Here is a 16,869-nt window from a genome sequence, read left to right on the forward strand (position 1 = left end):
ATGGATAAATGGACCAATTTAGACAGTACTGCTTTGGCCAATGAAGTAGCAGGCAAAAGCAAGCTCAATGAGCCTTTCAACGGAAGAATCGTTTTTTCTTTGCCTCCGTATGATATCCCAAAGTCAATGCGTGCTTTTATTGAAAACGCAGAAAATGAAATCAACAGTTCTCTTCAAATTGAATTTCAGTATGAAGCTATTACTGAACGAAGAAATGTGAAACGTCCTAAACCTGGATTTAGTTTTGATGTTGGAGAAAAAACTGGTCGACTTTACAAAGTAAAAATTGCACATAGTATGCTACCAGCAAACTGTGAGTTTACTATTGACGGGAACCGACTAAATCCTTCAGTTTTCATCAAAGCTATGGATTCGTTATTGGGAGCTGAACCTGAATTATATAAATATGAAGATTTGTATCAGGCCAATAAATCCGCCATAGAACAGTTCAACAGAAAGTCATCGACTGATCTGTATAATATGGCGACCAACTGACATTAGTGCCAATTCAGAGGAATTCGTGTTGCTGGGTTTTCAGAAACACAACTGGAAGAACGAGTTTGGCACTGCCAATACTGACATTAGTATAAAACTGATTTGAAATCGAACTAATGTCAGTATGGTGTTTGTGGGATCTATCTTCTGAAGTCAGGATGCTTGATGAAGCGTTTTGTTTTTCGGCCGTTGGGATTTGACTCAAATTCCTTAATGTATCCTAACGATTGAAGTATCTGGATAGCTTTATCGATACTTTTATTGTCAGTAAAACCGCTCCATTTTTTTCTGACAAATTCTCGTCGACTAAATACATCCTGTAAATCATCAAATCTGCTTAATACCTTTTCCATAAATTCATGGTCCGGGGAGTTACGACTGAATGAAATCAGCCGGCGGTAATGCCCTTCAAGAAACTTCATCCAGGCTAAAGCCTTATCAACATGTGAAACACCCACAGTTGTGTCAACATTTTCAAAATCACCGGCAGACAGTAAATGAAAAATGAGTGCTAGTTTTGCACACAAAGCTGAGTACTTGCCAAACATTGCTTCTTCATGACTCTCGACACTATTGAGACGGGCAATGTTGAACTCATGAAATTCATTAAACCGAGATTGTGCCTCTTCTGAAAATCTGAATACAGTCCTGTGATTTGCCTTTCGAAACTCCCAGAGCCCTTTAAAGATATTTCTGGCGCGATCAATCACTTCCTTATTTGGAGGGATGTCAGTTGCCTTTTTGTGATGTACCGGAAATACGGTTAGTTGCAGCCTTTCAAATAATCCGTCATTAAGTTTACCGTTTAAACGATTTTTCATAAAAGGCACAATCATGGATGGTTGAATCCCGCCAATCAGTGAAAGAATGGAAGCGTCAAGTTGGACATTTTCCCGAGAAATTCTGAGTTCGTTATGCGGGACTGACCCGTTAAAGGCTGACAGGTAGAATCCTCTTTCTGATCTGTTTGCTTTACTTTCAAGCTCTGTTAACCAGCCAGTGAGCTCATCATGACTAATTATGACGCCATGGGGTTCCTGAGAAAGCTTTATTGCCAGTGCAGCTGGAGTAGTGTCGTTAACGACTATGGTTCTTTTTTCCCCAGAAAGTGTTTTATCTTCTGGAATCAAACGAAGCCCAGCCTCCATACATGGAGTTTTCATCGTTGAGGCGGTACCGATAAGCGATGTCCACATTGTAGGGATGACCTCCCATGATTCATCTTTCTCCTTCGGCACTATCACAGCACTTCCGCCTATAATCGAAGCGGCGGCTGTGAGTACCGAGACCGCTACAAATTCAGGCGGGGCATTATCAAGCTTCTCCGCATTGTGAAAAACGTACTCACTGATGGAAGACGGAAGATCTTCTGGCCTCAGCTTGGGAGGGTGTATCAGAAAGTCGTCAGGTACGTCCGGCAAATCCCAGTCCAAATCATCATCATCAGGCAGTTGATAAGGCGGTTCCTCTGGAAAAGGGCTCTGATTATCATGTGTTTCGTTTGTTTGTGTAGAAAAAGCGTTACTGCTACGCAGCAGGTTTTTGAAAAAGTCTTTCATCGTTACGTTCCTTGTGTTGTTTAAATTTCATTCAGTTTTGGTTTTTTCTTTTCGATTACTCGAGAAGATGTTGAGACCGATGTACGCGGTAGATTCTCTATCCACTCCTGCACATCGGACATTAGCCACAAGCGTTTTCTGCCAATTTTGACGCTGATGGGTATTTTTTCTCCTTCAAAGCCTTCGCTTACAGCGTTGTAAATTGAAGGAACACTTTTCCTTATAATCTCTGCCAGCTCGTGAGCTGTTATTAACTTAAACTCTTTCATAATTGCCTCCTGTTGAAGAGTTGCAGCAATTATTGCTATCAGGATAGAATTAGTGATGGTCGAAAAAGCTTCTTTTTTTGCCTTTGACATTTGGGCTTGAATATGTATTCAGATAAATTTTTTGTAAAATTGAGGTCGCAATATCTATTCTGGTTTATTAGAAATGAGTTGCTGACACAGGAAATGGAGCGCGAAGAAGCTAAACTGAACAGTTTGGATCCTAAGAAATTTTATCCAGCTCAATACCAGAGAAAATCGAGTGAGCATACTCTTCAAATTGAAGGGCTTCTTCGCGCCACTGAGCGTCCAGAAAGAGGACAAGGGAAATATGGAATGCCTTACGTGTTGCAAAAGCTAACCAATATGAATGAACGCACAGACTGGGAGGAATTAATGAAAAAGGCTCTCAGTGGCTCGCGTCAATTTGGCGCCTCCCATGTGAATCTTATGGATAGTGAACTAACCGGTGTTCGAAATGCTTTCGAAAACGGACCTTATCACCTGTTCAACGTGATGTATGCCGAATCGCTGCTTCATGCCTCAAGCGCACTTCAGGAGTCAATAGTTGCAGCTTTAGACTCAATTCACGCAAAATATACCCACATCAAGGACGAAGTAAAACACGTACTGGAAATTAGCGGGATAACAGCAATCTTTGGTGGTGGGTTAAAGATGATGGATGGATTAGATCAAGCAATTAACTTATTGTTCCCAAAAAATGAATGGCGAAGTTTTCAGTATCCGATGGATGTGACTGATAGCAGTAAAAAAGTTAGTGAAATACCAGGTATCGAAAAGCAGATACTGCCATTGAGAAGTGCCGCCCCGATACTACTTAGTTATGCGTACATAAGAGCTTGCTACTTTGGAGAAGATAACTATCTGGCAAATATATGCTACAAAGCAAAAGTCCTGCAGATATTGCGGTCTGAGTATCTTATCAATAACAAAGGGTGGTTTGTAAAAGATAATACTGTAAAGAATGAGAAGTTGAGTCTTTCAGGTTGGCAAATTAGAAAAGCATTTCAAAATGTGAAGACATTTGGCCCTCTACCATTTTTTGCGCACTCACTTGTGTCTCCCGACTGATAAGTACCGCCGTCAAACACGAGTGCAAATCTAATTTTTTACGGATTGAAATTTAAACGCTAATGGGACATCATTGGGACACTGATTGTGTTAGTTTAGATTAACTTGAATTAACTCTGATTAGTGCGAAACGTATATGTTTCAAGGTCTGGAAGGATTATTCGCTTTATTTTCAGCCTCCGACATTGCCCCTCCGGAGGCCGAGGTCAGAGGTTCGAATCCTCTAGGGCGGGCCATTTCCTTTTCTAGTGACCTATGAAGGAATAATCCTCTTCAGCCTTTCTATATCAGAATCGGGCACGCCTACCTCAGACGTGGCTGCAACTCTAACGTCCAATCCAATGCAACATCAAAGTCATTCCAACGCATAGCAAAGTCGTTATACTGTTTTTCACTAGTTCATTTTTAAGCGTATCAACGTGCCTATAATGTCGCCGCAGTCTATTCAACGCCCAAGCTTTACTCAGTCACTACTTTGTTTTGGTGTTATTGTCGCACTGATAGCAGGCGGATTATTTGGCCTGGGCATTAGCCTGCATGCATTACTATTTCTGTGTTTGCTATGGGCTGGTATCAATGCCTTTAGCTTGGGGTACACGTACCTGCAAATCCGCGATTTAATGACCAGCGCATTAACCCGAGCCATGCCAGCAATCTATATTTTTATCCTCATTGGTATGGTTATCGCCAGCTTTATGCAAAGCGGCACTATCTCAACGCTAATTTATTACGGTTTAAGCTGGCTAAGCCCCAGTATCTTCCTGGCGGTGGGATTAATTTTGTGTGCGGTAATGTCGGTAGCTACAGGCACATCGTGGGGTACGGTGGGCACTATGGGTGTAGTGCTGATGGGTATTGGCGCTGCCATGAACATACCACTGCCCATTGTGGCAGGCATGGTGGTATGTGGTGCGACGTTTGGCGATAAAATGTCCCCGGTGTCTGATACCACCAACCTCGCATCCATGAGCGCGGGTACCAACCTGTATCGGCATATGTACGCCATGCTGCTAACTACACTACCTAGCTTTCTTCTAACTTTTGTAATTTTCTTGGTAATAGGCTTTAGCTATGCAGACCAAAACTTAAATGTTGACGAAATAACTGAAATAAAAGCTGCACTCGCCAGTCACTATAACCTTGCACCCTATATAACACTGTTGCCGCTGTTGTTGCTTACGGTAATGAGTATCAAGAAGGTGCCGGCTGAAGTAACCATGTCGTGCAGTGTTTTGCTGGCCGTTATCATCGCCATTTTCTATCAAGATACTAATACCATCAGCGTGCTTAACGCATTGTGGGAAAACACCCCTCAAAATACGGGTATCGCAAATTTAGATGCCTTACTAGGACGAGGCGGCATCAGCAGTATGAGCTGAACGTTGCTCCTCGCCTTAATGGCAATCGCATTGGGTGGCATACTGCACGGTGCAGGCTTTCTAGCTGCGTTACTGACAGGCATTATTGAACGGGTAAAACGCACAGCAACCCTAATTGCCGTGACCATTGCGTCTGGTTTTCTAGGCAATGTGGCCATGGGCGAGGCCTATATCTCTATCATTTTGAATTGCCAGCTGTTTAAACCGAAATATGAACAGCAGAACCTTGACCCCGCTGTGCTATCTCGGTCGGTAGAAGAAGGTGCCACTATGACCACAGGCCTTATTCCGTGGACAACGGCTGGTGCGTTTTACTCTGCCACCCTGGGCGTTAACGTGCTCGATTACGTGCCCTATGCGTTCTTCAACTATCTAAACGGCGTTATTGCGGTATCTATGGCCGCATTGGGCATGGGCATGCTAACAACCAAAGCACGAATGAATAAACGCACATCGATTTGAAGCAACCCATTAGCTAACACAATTCTGATAAACTGTTTTTTAAGATCGCCCGTTTAAAGCCAAACGTATAAGGCATCTATAAAAACAAAACAAAGGATCGTGTATGAGTAGTAATACCCGAGATGCGGCCTCCTCCAAGGCCATTATTAAACAGGAAGGCGCGTTTAGCGTAATCGACAAGCCCACTTTTTTTGGCTCTCTAATTCTTCTTCTCTCTGTCACCATTCCCCTAATTATTTGGCCGGACCAAGGCGCACAGTGGGTGGCAGCCGCAAAAGACTTCGTAACCAGTAAACTTGGTGTTTTATATCTCTTGCTTGGTGTTGGCGCTGGTGGGTTCATGGTTTACATCATGTTCAGCGACATCGGGCAAATAAAACTAGGCGACCCGGAAGAGAAGCCCGAGTTCTCGCCAGTATCATGGGCTGCCATGCTGTTTTGTGCAGGCATTGGCGCGTCTATTTTGTATTGGTCCATGATTGAATGGGTGTATTACTACCAAGCGCCACCGTTTCACATAGAAGGTGAAACCCCAGAAGCCGCTAAATGGGCTGCAGCCTACGGTATTTTCCACTGGGGCCCGCTTGCCTGGGCAATTTACCTCATTCCCGCCGTACCTATTGCGTACTTCTACTACGTGCGCAATCACAGCGTACTTAAAATATCTGAAGCCCTTATGCCGGTTATTGGCGAGAAAATGGCTCACGGCTGGCTGGGTAAAATTATCGACATCAGCTTTATCTTTGGAATGTTAGGCGGCGGGGCGACCACGTTAGGTTTGGCTGCGCCTATGATCAACGAAGGGGTGCACGAACTATTCGGCGTGCCTAAATCGCTTACTACCCAAGTTCTGGTGCTAGTAACCTGTACAGCTATCTTTGGTTACAGCGCGTATGTAGGTTTAAAGAAGGGCATTAAGCTGCTGTCAGACATTAACTTTTGGCTGGCCATAGGGTTGCTACTATTTATATTTGTTGTGGGACCTACGTTGTTTATGGCCAATACCGGCCTAGATGCTTTGGGCCGAGTACTTAGCAACATTATTAAAATGGCTACCTGGCTAGAGCCTTTTGCCGAATTTAATGGTTTTCAAAACACGCATTTCCCTCAAGACTGGACCATATTCTACTGGGCATGGTGGTTGGTATTTGCACCAAGCGTAGGGCTTTTTATCGCGCGCATTTCAAGGGGGCGCACCATTCGTACTATGGTGGCGGGCTCAATGTTCTTCGGCACCATGGGCTGCTTTTTATTCTTCATGGTAATGGGGAATTATGGCTTGTATTTGCAGCTTTCGGGTGAACTAGACGTGGTGAGTATTCTTAACCAAGAAAGCCCTACGGCCGCGATTTTCGCCATGCTACACACGCTGCCATTGGACTACATAGTCATTTTTGTATTCACCTTGTTAGCGCTAATCTTTACCGCAACTACCTTCGACTCCATTTCTTACATTCTGGCAGCTGTAGTGCAAAAAGAAGTAGACGAAGAGCCATTGCGGTGGAACCGTTTGTTCTGGGCTTTCGCGTTATCGTTTATGCCTATAGTGCTTATGTTTGTAGGTGGATTAGAAACGCTTCAAACGGCGTCGATAATAGGGGGCGTTCCGCTATTAGCTGTGGCCTTAATGTTATGTATTGCCATAGTGCGGGCGGCCAATTACGACATGCGTTACCAGCCCGATTACTCGGTAAAAGAAATCAATATAGGGGAATTCCCCGACGACGACCCGTGGAGCGAAGAAGGTACATGGGATATTGATGAAGAAGGCGAAGAGAGTGATGGCGAAACGCCTATTGCCGCAAAGCCTAAACAAAGACCGCCAAAAGGCCACGTTGAGGGCGACCCGCACAGCAGACCGTCGCGGTTGTAGCTTTTATCGTATCTGAATGAAACAAACGCCGCACAAGGGCGGCGTTTGTATTAGCTGAGCACAATTAGCGTACCCTAAAAAAGCGACTGTGGTACTGTAATCACCGTTTGCACCCTTTCAACTTTACGTATGTAGCAGAATGTCAGTTAAGAATTATCAGAAATTCTATCAGCCACTAAACGCGGTACATTCGGCTGATTTTAATCGCTGCATTTACTGCGGCTGCGAAGCTGCACGGCAAGACTTTATTCCACCCATAAAATTCATTCACGACTGGCAAGACGGACATCTACAGGCCGACTTTATTTCCGTGCCTGCATGCAACGAATGCACTGATCTTTTAAAAAATGAAAACAACGCCACGCTAGAACCCAGAATAACGGTGTTAAAAAAGCGGTTGGCGGAAAAGTACAAAAAGGCCATTCGGGTATTTAACCACTGGAGCATGGAAGAGATTGAAGAAATGGACGCGGCATTTCAAATAAGCCTAAAAGGCGGCATGCGATTAGGCAAAGAAACCCTTTCCCGCCTTCAATTTGCAGGGTTCGATTATGAAGTGAATGGGAGTATTACGCGGGTAGCAAAACCTCAGCGCGAGGTATTCACTGTATTCAATGAAGAATTTAGCAGTTTTAGAGAAGCGCTAGCCTTTGCCAGCGCTACCTACAAAATCAAGAAAAGCCGACTAAGCCAGCTTTATTTCGATAATGACGAAAGCTTTGATAGGGCGATTGAGGTTTTTCATGGGTTGGTTGAGGGTAACCCATAAAGCGCTGATTGGTAGCTTTGCACTTCGGAGTCAGAGGTTCGAACACTATCGGGCCCTTCATTTTTTTTAAGGTTTGGCCGTTAATCCCCAAAAGCAAAGTAGTTCAAAGGCCTAGTATGTGTTGAAAGGGCGCAACCATCATTCTTGCCCGTTTTTTAAAAAATACAAATCAGAAAACCCCATTTTTGCAACTTCGGTATCTCTGAAGTTTCTTACGGTTTTTTTGTCTTTACTGATAGCGGCAAGTTGCTGTTCAGTTTGCAGGAACTGGGAAAGGTCTATTCCCTCAGCTTCGGCCACGGCTTCATGCATATTTTGATGGCGGCTGTAAGAAAAGTTTATCTCTTTTGCCACACCTTTAAACTTATAACGTACTTTATGGGCCATGTTTTACTCAAGTTGGTCGATGTAATTCAAAAAATGTTTAACCGGTATTATAAACTCAATTAGCGCTAATAATTAGCGTGTTAAAAAAAGCGGGTGGCAAAACCATAGCGCGAGGTGTCCGATGAAGAATTTAGTAGCTTTAAAGAAGCGCTAGCCTTGCCAGTGCGACATACCAATTAAAGAAAAGCCGGCTGAGCCAGCTTTATTTCGACAATGATGAAAGCCTTGATAGGGCGATTGAGAGTTAACCCATGAAAAGCTGAGCAATGGCTTTTCACTCCGGAGGCAAAGGTCTTGTGTTGTTTTTCTGTCATATCCTTTATTTTTAAAGGGGTTTGGCGTGGTTCTTTTTGTCTTGAAATCTCTTATTAAAATATGTAGCAAATGTGTATCGGTAGGATTGAACTGAAAAGGTGTTGCTGCTAGATTTAGGCAAATAACGGAGAAGGGTTCAAATGAAAAGTACTATCGAGCTAAAGCATATTTCAAAAGCGTTTAGTTCTTCGTCATTTGGTGACTTGGTAGAGGGAAATTTAGCGAGCCTGCTAGTATTAAAGAAAGCACTCGGCTTCGACGAATCCAGCAGTGTTGAAATTCGACATTTGTACGAAAAAGCTTTTGAATATCTGAATAAAAACTACCAAAGTGAATACATTTACAAGTGCATGCTATACAAAAAAGTTGTACTAGGGAAGCATTCACCGAATACGGCAGGACTGCTCTCTGAACTGAAGCTTGGTAGTTCAAAAGTTGATGCCTTTGTAGTGAATGGAATTGCAACTAGTTACGAAATAAAATCAGAGTTTGATAATTTGGACAGGGTTAGAAAGCAACTAGAAGACTATGCAAAATACTCTGATAAAGTGTTCGTTGTCGGGCCAGAGAGCAAAGCTGACTACTTTAAGAAAAATATCGATGAATCTTTTGGTATAAAAGTTCTGACAAAGCGCGGCCAATTTTCAATAGTAAGAGATTCTAAGCTGTTTGAACCAATATACTCTCCAGCAAAGGTTCTATCTCTTCTTAACTCCAACGAGTTGAAAGACGTTGCTAGGGAGTATGGTACCGCCATAGATGAAGTTCCCAACACTCAACTATTTAGAGTATGCGAAGAGCTTCTCTCGAATATTTCTAGATATGAACTTAAAAGCATAGCATTAAGTGCTCTAAAAAAACGTGGTATAGATAACAATAAACTATTGGTTCGGTTACCGTTTGAGCTTTCTGGAAGAGCTGTCCGTCATAAGTTGTCAAAAAGAAAGCAAATGAAAGTCATAGAGGCATTGGCTACTCAGATTTAAGTTTACCAAGGTAGGTAATTATGTATTTTCCTGTGTTAAGAGGAAAACAGTTTGAACTTATAGCGCTCAGGGAACTGTCGAAACTTGGACTCCATAAATGGTTTACCCCGGTAATTGAGCCGGTAAAAACCATTTCGAATCCATTCATTAAAACTATCTCTGAACTTAATAATGGCGGGATTACGCCAATCATTATAATTAATTCTGAACTAGGCGAGGAAGAAGTATACGACGAGGTAATGAAGTCACTCCTTGAAGCTTCAGTTGATTTTACTCCTTGCATTGTGTTCGATAGCTACCACACTCTTGAAAATTATCACTTGGCTCGAAAACACATAGAAGAAAGTCCGTATGTTCTATATGTTAAAGATATATCTGATGAATCAATATTTGAAGAACTGCGAAACGTCGAACTAGTTTTACTCGAGGATAAGTCCAGTGTTGCCAGTCAAGCAGCAGCCTCGCTAAAAGTGCCTGTCGTAGTAATCGAAGATGGATTTGATAAAAAGATAAAGAACGCTGATTACCCTAAAATGACAACCTTCAGCTCTGCTATCAGCGATTATAAAAGCTTAGGCTTAGCAGGTTTTGGTGACTATACAATTACTGGGAACCTCTTTTCTGAAGGCGGTGGCCCTGCTTATGTCGTAGCTCTGCATTTAAGCCAAATTATTGAAAACAGAAAGAGTATATTTTCTCCCCAGACACAGATTGTTGTTAATCACTTTTGTTCAGAAAATAATGGCTCTTACGCCGATCCCGCAGGTAAGTTCTTTGAAGCACTAGAAAAACTTATTGAATTTTTGAATAGGGAAGAAAATGAAATTTCCGAAACATCGGCGATATCCGAGTTCAGAAAGCTTTATGATTCCAGACATTTTCCGGGATTAGGGGCAGTTAAAAAACTATCGGTGAGTCATCATGTAGAAATAATTTCTAAGTATATCGCTGAGGTCTAGAAGATGCATTGTTGCAAGGACTGCTTTTGGGATAGCGATCTTAGAGATTTTATTCAAAGAAATACGATAGGTGATGGCGATTGCGATTTTTGTGGCAGACACGCGCCGTTAATCGAACCTAGTCAACTAGGAGAAAAGTTCGAGTTCCTTAAAGATGAAATTTTCAAAGTTTCAGATGACGGGAAATCATTAGCTGATTGTTTTCAATATGAATTTCAAGTATTTGACAGTGATAATGTAAGAAATATTAACCGGTTGCTAGCTAATATTCTCGTTGATGGTGAAAATGAAAAATATGTGATTGCAACGGACAACTTGCGTTTCTGTGATGATTGGAACGAATTACGAATAGAACTGATAGAGCGAAACCGGTTTTTCCCTAACACTGAAGTGTTATCAAATTTATTTCGTAGAGTTAAATCAAGCGAGTTACGGATATTTGAAGCTATACTTTCGCAACTATCTTCGAAACTTCCTATAGATTACCCACTCTACAGAGCAAGAATTTTAAGTAATGTGGAAGACTTTCCGAGAGATTTAGATAAACCACCTGCCTCAGTGGCGAGTGATGGGAGAGCCAATCCAGTTGGGATATCCTATTTGTACTGTGCAGATGATAAAGTTACAGCGGTTACTGAAGTAAGGCCCAGCACTGGAAGTATTGTATTTATTGCTAAGTTAATCACATCTAAAAGCTTAAAATTACTTGACCTAACGTGTCCTAGAAAAATGTTTAGTGCGTTTCAGTTCGCTGATAGTGATTCTAAATTAGCACTTGAACTGATTGTCCTTTTGGAGCGGTTATCAGAAGAGTTATCTATTCCTGTGGCTGAATCGAGACACCTCAACTATCTACCCACACAATTTTTTTGTGAATTCATCAAGTCCCAAAATTTATTCGACGGGATAATTTTCTCTAGTTCTTTTACCGATAAGAAAAATTTAGTTTTCTTTTGCGAAAAGAGCGAGGACATCGTTTATTTTGATAGCTTTGAGAAAACAGAGGTGATCAGAACACATCACGAATATAAAGTGCTAGATACTTAGTACACTTATTTACAGAACTCCAAGTAAAAGCATTTGAGCCGCTATGCGGCTCTAGTACCACTGTTTTCCAAGCGCCATTCGTGAATTCTAGTAATAACTTCTTTTTCACCTAGCTTTATTCCTCGAAGCGAAATTGAAACCTCTCCGTCAAAGTAACTTTGTTTAAGTTCACCTGTTTCTGTATCAAGCTTTTCTTTGTAAAGAGGGCGAATAGCTTGGTCATTGAGCTCACAAAACACGCCACCCATAAGTTTTACAAACTCTGCCCACTTGCCTTTATCCGCTCAAGTGTATTGGAAAGACGACCTTTACCATTTTGTAAAATCTCTTTTTAGAAACTTAAATAGCAATAATTATCATTTAAATTAGCTTTAATTTATCTTATACTCCCCCGCCGTAAAGTTCTTAACCCTTCATAACCAAATAACAGAGAAAACCATGAAACTAAGCAGTTTATTTGCACTAACGCCTATCGCGTTTGCTTTGTCGGTAAATGCGCAAACAACTCAAAGCGATACAGTAGAAGTTAAAGAAGCAGACGTAGAAAAAATTCGTATTGTAGGTGTTCGCCAAAACCGTGTTAGCCGCGGTGCAACTGGCTTAACCATGGAAATCAGTGAAACGCCTCAGTCTATCAGTATTCTTTCTGAAGACCTTATGCAGTCGTTTGGTGCGTTCAACATTAACGACGCACTAAAGCTAGCACCAGGTATTAACGTAGAAGAGTGGGAAACTAACCGTACTAACTACACCGCACGTGGTTTTGAAATTAAAAACACCCAAATTGATGGTGTAGGCCTGCCTAACGACTGGGGTATTGTTACCGGTTCGGTTGAAGCTTACGGCTACGAAGAAATTGAAGTTATTCGTGGTGCGAACGGCCTGCTTACTGGTGTAGGTAACGCGTCAGGCACCATCAACTATGTGCGCAAGCGTCCTACTAACGAAGAAGGCGGCGAAGTGGGTGCAAGCATTGGCTCTTACAACTTCAAGCGCGTTCAAGGCGATTACTCTATGCTGCTTACAGAAGACGGCAGCTGGGCGGCGCGTGTAGTAGGTAGCTTTGAAGATAAAGAGTCTCACCTAGATGGTTTAGAAAACGATCGCGGCTTTGTATACGGCGTTATTGATGGACAGCTAACTGATAACGCTACGATAACCTTCGGTTTGTCATACCAAGATGCCAATACCGACGGCAACACGTGGGGCGGGCTAGTATTCAACTATACCGACGGTACGCAAGCTGAGTGGGATATTAATGACACCACTACGCAAGAATGGACCAAGTGGGATACTGAAACCACTAACGCCTTTGTTGAACTAGACTATGAATTCGACAACGATTGGCAATTGCTACTTAGCTATAACTTCCGTGGTTACGAAGATGAAAGTAAGCTGTTTTATGCTTACGGTGCCATTGATAAAGAGACTGGCCTTGGTTTAGTTGGCTGGCCAGGTCGCTACGATTCTGAAATTGACTCTCACCTGTTAGAAGGCCGTGTATTCGGTGATTTCGAGCTGTTTGGTCGCAGCCATGAAGTTAACTTTGGTGTAAGTCACGCTACTAGCGACGACGTGTCTTTTGTTCATGCGTTTGACTACGCTACTACTCCTGCATACGGCCCAACACCAGCATTCCCATACGGCTTGGATGCGATTGCTGAGCCAGAGTGGTTAGGTGTGTCTGAGTACTCAAATATTGAGCAAACACTAACACGTTATTTCGGCTCTGCTCGATTCAGCGTAACAGACGCAATGCACATCATTGCTGGTTTTAACGCGATCGACTTCGAGCGTACTGGCCAAAACGCAGGCGCGGTTATAGATAACTCAGAAAGCGAAGCCAGCCCTTATGTTGGTGCGACTTACGCGGTGACAGAAGATGTTAATGCTTACGTGAGCTACTCTGACGTGTACCAGCCACAAGAACAGTATGACGTAAACGGCCAATACCTTGACCCAACTAAGGGTAAGAACTTTGAAGCGGGCTTCAAGGCACAGTGGTTCGACGACAGACTACTAACAACTTTCGCTTACTTCACCGCTGAACAAGATAACTTGGCAGCATATGCAGGTACTAACCCTGAAACTCTTCAGTACTACTACAAAGGCGTATCGGTAGAGTCTGATGGTTTTGAGATTGAGCTAGCGGGTCAGTTAACTGATGATCTACGCATTAACGCGTCTTACACCAACATTGATGTAGAAGACGAGCAAGGTAACGACGCTAACCTATGGGCACCACGTGATGTAGTGACGTTCCAACTAGGTTACACCGTACCGCAAGCGCCAGAAATTGAAGTAGGTTTTGGCGGTAGATGGCAGTCTGAAATTAGCAACGTTGACTACAATGTTAAGCAGGGCGCTTACTTCTTAGGCAACGTTTATGCTTCACATGCGTTTACAGAAGATTTCACCGTTCGCATGAACATCAACAATATCTTCGACAAGAAGTACATTAACAGCCTACATACGGTTGGTTACTACGGTGCGGGGATCAACGCTCAGTTGAGTGCATCATATACGTTCTAATATGAACCAAAACATGAATGACAAAAATGCGGCTTAGGCCGCATTTTTTGTTTGTGATCCTTCTTTAATGAAACAGTTTTCCTAGACTCTTAATTTAAATTTTTATTAATTGATTAAAATTAGACCAGTTGCTATTGTTTTAAAACGTTCAGAAGATGGAGTTTCAAATGAATAAACACTTAAACAAAGTGTTCCCAAATGCCGTTAAGTTGTCAGTACTAACGTTAGGTGTTTTTCTTGGCGGCCACCTCGCCGCACAGACCGATAAACAAAGCTACGAAACAATCGACGTAGTGGGTGAGAAAACTTCTCCCCAACTGAAGCGTGCATTCGACAAGCAGCGTTTCGAGTTCCTAGAGTTGTATAACAGCATTAATGAGGTCGCAAAGTTCGACGTAATCTGTAAATACCACAAGCCAATTGGAAGCCAAATTGCCCGTAAAAGTTGCGAACCGCGTTATGTGAAAGACTTTCGTTCAATGATGATGCAAGTCTCGTCTACTGGCCCGGGAATTGATTTTAACCGCTTACCCAGCGATGACCATATTCGCTTTCTTACTAACGACACGAGAGAAGATGCTTTCGAGCATGTTGCAGCGTTGATTGCCACCCATCCAGAACTATTTGATAGCTTTACTAAACTAGACGCTATTCACCAGCGCATTGAGCAGCGTAAAGAAGAAGTTTACGAAGATTAATTCATGAAAATCACAGGAATTAAAATGAACCGTATTCTCAAAAAATATTTCGCACTAAGCGCTGCTTTAGCGCTTTTTTCGCTAACCAGTGGCCACGCAATGGCCCAGTTAGATAAGCAGAAGGTAGAGCGAATTAATGTTGTGGGGCAGAAAACAACGCCTCAACTCGTAACAGCTTTTGAGCAAGAGCGCTTTGCTTTTTTGGAACTCTACAACGAAATTAATAACGTAGCTAAGTTTGACATGATATGTCATCGCAGTAAGCCCACCGGCAGCCAAATTGTGCGTAAGCATTGCGAGCCTAGGTATTTGAAGTCTTACAGGGCTATGATGATGCAAAAAGCCAGCAACACGTCGACTAGCGATAATACGTACATCAACTTTGGTCTATTACCTCATGATGACGACATTAAATTTCTTACCAAAAATACGCGTGAAGAAAATCATGACCATGTCGCAGCATTAATCGCAACACATCCAGAGTTATGGGAAAGCTTCAAAAAGCTTGATGCTATTCACCGTAAAATAAAGCAGCGGGAAGAAGGCAACTAGCGCTGTTTGGTGCAGCTGTTTAACCTATAAAAAATGCGGCTTAATGAAGCCGCATTTTTTGTATCAATTATAACTACTGATACTTTTTAAGCTCTAGTCGTGACACCATGCCTTTATGCACTTCGTCAGGGCCATCAGCTAACCGAAGGGCTCTTGCACCAGCGGCAAATCGCGCCAGTGGGAAGTCGCTACACATACCCGCACCGCCGTGAATTTGTAGTGCCATATCCACCACGCTTTGTAGCATATTCGGCACCACCACTTTAATGGCTGAGATTTCGGTCATAGCGTGCTTTACGCCTAAGTTGTCAATTTTCCAAGCGGCGTGGAGCGTGAGTAAACGCGCTTGCTCAATAGCCATGCGTGCATCGGCTACGCGTTCTAAGTTGCCACCTAAGCGTATGATTGGTTTACCAAACGCAACCCGTTCGTGACCGCGTTTAAGTGCAAGCTCTAGCGCTTTTTCTGCCATGCCGATAGCGCGCATGCAGTGGTGAATACGGCCCGGGCCCAAGCGCCCTTGTGCAATAGCAAAGCCTTTGCCTAAACCCATAATTAGGTTGTCTTTGCTCACGCGCACATTATCGAAATGCATCTCCCCGTGGCCGTAAGGCGCATCGTAATCGCCGTAGGCATCTAGCATGCGCTTAATGGTGATCCCTGGTGTATCAAGCGGCACTACGACCATACTGTGGCGACTGTGCTTGTCGTTATCGGGGTTAGATAAGCCCATGAATATGGTTATAGCAGCGTTAGGATGGCCTAACCCTGTCGACCACCACTTTTTACCATTAATGACTACGTCATCGCCATCTTCAATAATGGTGGCGGCCATATTGGTGGCGTCAGACGAAGCAACATCAGGCTCTGTCATACCAAACACCGAGCGTATTTCACCTGCTAGCAATGGTTTAAGCCATTTCTCTTTTTGAGCGTCGCTACCGAAGTGATAGAGCACTTCCATATTGCCGGTATCAGGCGCATTGCAGTTAAAAATCTCTGGTGCAAAGAGATATTTGCCCATGCGCTCTGCCATAGGCGCATATTCAAGTGTGGTAAGGCCCTGGCCTAGCTCGGCATCGGGCAAAAACAGATTGGCTAACCCTGCTTCGCGCGCTTTAGCTTTAAGCGCTTCAGTTCCAGGGTGCAGCTTCCAGCTTTTCCAGTCGCCGTGATTATTCTCTTTGTGGTGAAAGTCGTAAACTTCATCTTCAATTGGCGCTATATGCTCGGCTATAAAATTATCGAGCTTCTCTAGTAAGGCTTTGGTTTTGTCGTTATGTGAAAAATCCATAGGGCACCTTTTTACATTCGTTGAATTTGTACTAATTAAATATAGAGAGTATTTGCTTCGCATCTCGCACTTGGGGCGCCGCAAGTTAAAATGCAGGGACTGTCTCTAAAGCGTGCGATAACTGTTCGTTAAACGCATAGTAGACAAAGTTGTTAAGTGAATGAAATGAAATATAATCCTTAAATGGTGTGAATCTCATTCATG

At 43.0% G+C, this 16,869-nt stretch carries 15 protein-coding genes and 1 pseudogene; 11 read left to right on the forward strand and 5 right to left on the reverse strand.

The features are described 5' to 3' along the window. Positions 1–495 (forward strand): hypothetical protein, encoded by a 495-nt coding sequence (locus QVA83_RS01090; protein WP_156077686.1) that lies wholly within the window; start codon positions 1–3, stop codon positions 493–495. 140 nt (positions 496–635) lie between these two features. On the opposite strand, the gene QVA83_RS01095 is transcribed toward QVA83_RS01090, so the two are convergent. Together QVA83_RS01095 and QVA83_RS01100 are read right to left on the reverse strand one after the other, a co-directional pair. Then, a complete protein-coding gene (locus QVA83_RS01095; RefSeq protein WP_156077687.1) occupies positions 636–2,054 on the reverse strand; it encodes a DUF3987 domain-containing protein in 1,419 nt (472 codons plus the stop codon). A 20-nt stretch (positions 2,055–2,074) separates the two neighbouring features. Continuing rightward, positions 2,075–2,413 (reverse strand): helix-turn-helix transcriptional regulator, encoded by a 339-nt coding sequence (locus tag QVA83_RS01100; protein ID WP_287498023.1) that lies wholly within the window; start codon positions 2,411–2,413, stop codon positions 2,075–2,077. A 12-nt stretch (positions 2,414–2,425) separates the two neighbouring features. Here QVA83_RS01100 and QVA83_RS01105 point away from each other — a divergent pair, with 12 nt between their 5' ends. The 4 genes and pseudogenes from QVA83_RS01105 (at position 2,426) to QVA83_RS01120 (ending at position 7,895) form a co-directional block, all read left to right on the forward strand. Next, positions 2,426–3,412, forward strand: a complete 987-nt coding sequence (locus tag QVA83_RS01105; protein ID WP_156077689.1) for a hypothetical protein — start codon at positions 2,426–2,428, stop codon at positions 3,410–3,412. 428 nt (positions 3,413–3,840) lie between these two features. Beyond that, positions 3,841–5,253, forward strand: a pseudogene (gene nhaC / locus QVA83_RS01110) (Na+/H+ antiporter NhaC). Between the two features lie 103 nt (positions 5,254–5,356). Further along, on the forward strand, positions 5,357–7,126 hold the full coding sequence (locus tag QVA83_RS01115; RefSeq protein ID WP_014947777.1) for a BCCT family transporter: 1,770 nt from the start codon (positions 5,357–5,359) through the stop codon (positions 7,124–7,126). A gap of 139 nt (positions 7,127–7,265) precedes the next feature. After that, positions 7,266–7,895, forward strand: coding sequence for a hypothetical protein (locus tag QVA83_RS01120; RefSeq protein WP_287498024.1), 630 nt, complete (start codon positions 7,266–7,268; stop codon positions 7,893–7,895). A 138-nt stretch (positions 7,896–8,033) separates the two neighbouring features. On the opposite strand, the gene QVA83_RS01125 is transcribed toward QVA83_RS01120, so the two are convergent. Beyond that, a complete protein-coding gene (locus QVA83_RS01125) occupies positions 8,034–8,282 on the reverse strand; it encodes a DUF2960 family protein (RefSeq protein ID WP_287498025.1) in 249 nt (82 codons plus the stop codon). A 455-nt stretch (positions 8,283–8,737) separates the two neighbouring features. On the opposite strand from QVA83_RS01125, the gene QVA83_RS01130 reads away from it, so the two are divergent. From QVA83_RS01130 to QVA83_RS01140, 3 genes are read left to right on the forward strand one after another with little or no spacing between them, the layout of a single operon-like run. Next, on the forward strand, positions 8,738–9,583 hold the full coding sequence (locus tag QVA83_RS01130; protein ID WP_287498026.1) for a sce7726 family protein: 846 nt from the start codon (positions 8,738–8,740) through the stop codon (positions 9,581–9,583). A gap of 20 nt (positions 9,584–9,603) precedes the next feature. Beyond that, positions 9,604–10,542, forward strand: a complete 939-nt coding sequence (locus tag QVA83_RS01135) for a sce7725 family protein (protein WP_287498027.1) — start codon at positions 9,604–9,606, stop codon at positions 10,540–10,542. A 3-nt stretch (positions 10,543–10,545) separates the two neighbouring features. Beyond that, entirely contained in the window at positions 10,546–11,589 is a 1,044-nt protein-coding gene (locus QVA83_RS01140) for an RES family NAD+ phosphorylase (RefSeq protein WP_287498028.1), read from the forward strand. 41 nt (positions 11,590–11,630) lie between these two features. On the opposite strand, the gene QVA83_RS01145 is transcribed toward QVA83_RS01140, so the two are convergent. Further along, positions 11,631–11,837, reverse strand: coding sequence for a hypothetical protein (locus QVA83_RS01145; protein ID WP_287498029.1), 207 nt, complete (start codon positions 11,835–11,837; stop codon positions 11,631–11,633). A gap of 190 nt (positions 11,838–12,027) precedes the next feature. Between QVA83_RS01145 and QVA83_RS01150 the strand changes: the two genes are divergently transcribed. The 3 genes from QVA83_RS01150 (at position 12,028) to QVA83_RS01160 (ending at position 15,371) form a co-directional block, all read left to right on the forward strand. After that, complete coding sequence (locus tag QVA83_RS01150; protein ID WP_014947783.1) at positions 12,028–14,121, forward strand: TonB-dependent siderophore receptor; 2,094 nt, start codon at positions 12,028–12,030, stop codon at positions 14,119–14,121. 167 nt (positions 14,122–14,288) lie between these two features. Next, positions 14,289–14,819 carry a hypothetical protein gene (locus tag QVA83_RS01155; protein ID WP_039227006.1) on the forward strand — a complete coding sequence of 177 codons (531 nt, stop codon included), beginning with the start codon at positions 14,289–14,291 and terminating at the stop codon, positions 14,817–14,819. A gap of 24 nt (positions 14,820–14,843) precedes the next feature. After that, the gene (locus QVA83_RS01160; RefSeq protein WP_287498030.1) at positions 14,844–15,371 is read left to right on the forward strand and encodes a hypothetical protein; all 528 of its coding nucleotides are present in this window, start codon (positions 14,844–14,846) and stop codon (positions 15,369–15,371) included. A gap of 73 nt (positions 15,372–15,444) precedes the next feature. On the opposite strand, the gene QVA83_RS01165 is transcribed toward QVA83_RS01160, so the two are convergent. Continuing rightward, a complete protein-coding gene (locus QVA83_RS01165) occupies positions 15,445–16,665 on the reverse strand; it encodes an acyl-CoA dehydrogenase family protein (protein WP_014947786.1) in 1,221 nt (406 codons plus the stop codon). Positions 16,666–16,869: the final 204 nt, after the last annotated feature.

The sequence above is a fragment of the Alteromonas sp. AO-Serp genome (genome assembly GCF_017849675.1).
GTDB lineage: Bacteria > Pseudomonadota > Gammaproteobacteria > Enterobacterales > Alteromonadaceae > Alteromonas > Alteromonas macleodii.

Bases quoted from the DNA above. Each gene is read 5' to 3' on its own strand.
- QVA83_RS01105 (WP_156077689.1), top strand. From the start codon at position 2,426: ATGTATTCAGATAAATTTTTTGTAAAATTGAGGTCGCAATATCTATTC.
- QVA83_RS01095 (WP_156077687.1), bottom strand. From the start codon at position 2,054: ATGAAAGACTTTTTCAAAAACCTGCTGCGTAGCAGTAACGCTTTTTCT.
- QVA83_RS01150 (WP_014947783.1), top strand. From the start codon at position 12,028: ATGAAACTAAGCAGTTTATTTGCACTAACGCCTATCGCGTTTGCTTTG.
- QVA83_RS01090 (WP_156077686.1), top strand. From the start codon at position 1: ATGGATAAATGGACCAATTTAGACAGTACTGCTTTGGCCAATGAAGTA.
- QVA83_RS01115 (WP_014947777.1), top strand. From the start codon at position 5,357: ATGAGTAGTAATACCCGAGATGCGGCCTCCTCCAAGGCCATTATTAAA.
- QVA83_RS01125 (WP_287498025.1), bottom strand. From the start codon at position 8,282: ATGGCCCATAAAGTACGTTATAAGTTTAAAGGTGTGGCAAAAGAGATA.
- QVA83_RS01160 (WP_287498030.1), top strand. From the start codon at position 14,844: ATGAACCGTATTCTCAAAAAATATTTCGCACTAAGCGCTGCTTTAGCG.
- QVA83_RS01120 (WP_287498024.1), top strand. From the start codon at position 7,266: ATGTCAGTTAAGAATTATCAGAAATTCTATCAGCCACTAAACGCGGTA.
- QVA83_RS01145 (WP_287498029.1), bottom strand. From the start codon at position 11,837: ATGGGTGGCGTGTTTTGTGAGCTCAATGACCAAGCTATTCGCCCTCTT.
- QVA83_RS01165 (WP_014947786.1), bottom strand. From the start codon at position 16,665: ATGGATTTTTCACATAACGACAAAACCAAAGCCTTACTAGAGAAGCTC.
- QVA83_RS01130 (WP_287498026.1), top strand. From the start codon at position 8,738: ATGAAAAGTACTATCGAGCTAAAGCATATTTCAAAAGCGTTTAGTTCT.
- QVA83_RS01100 (WP_287498023.1), bottom strand. From the start codon at position 2,413: ATGTCAAAGGCAAAAAAAGAAGCTTTTTCGACCATCACTAATTCTATC.
- QVA83_RS01140 (WP_287498028.1), top strand. From the start codon at position 10,546: ATGCATTGTTGCAAGGACTGCTTTTGGGATAGCGATCTTAGAGATTTT.
- QVA83_RS01135 (WP_287498027.1), top strand. From the start codon at position 9,604: ATGTATTTTCCTGTGTTAAGAGGAAAACAGTTTGAACTTATAGCGCTC.
- QVA83_RS01155 (WP_039227006.1), top strand. From the start codon at position 14,289: ATGAATAAACACTTAAACAAAGTGTTCCCAAATGCCGTTAAGTTGTCA.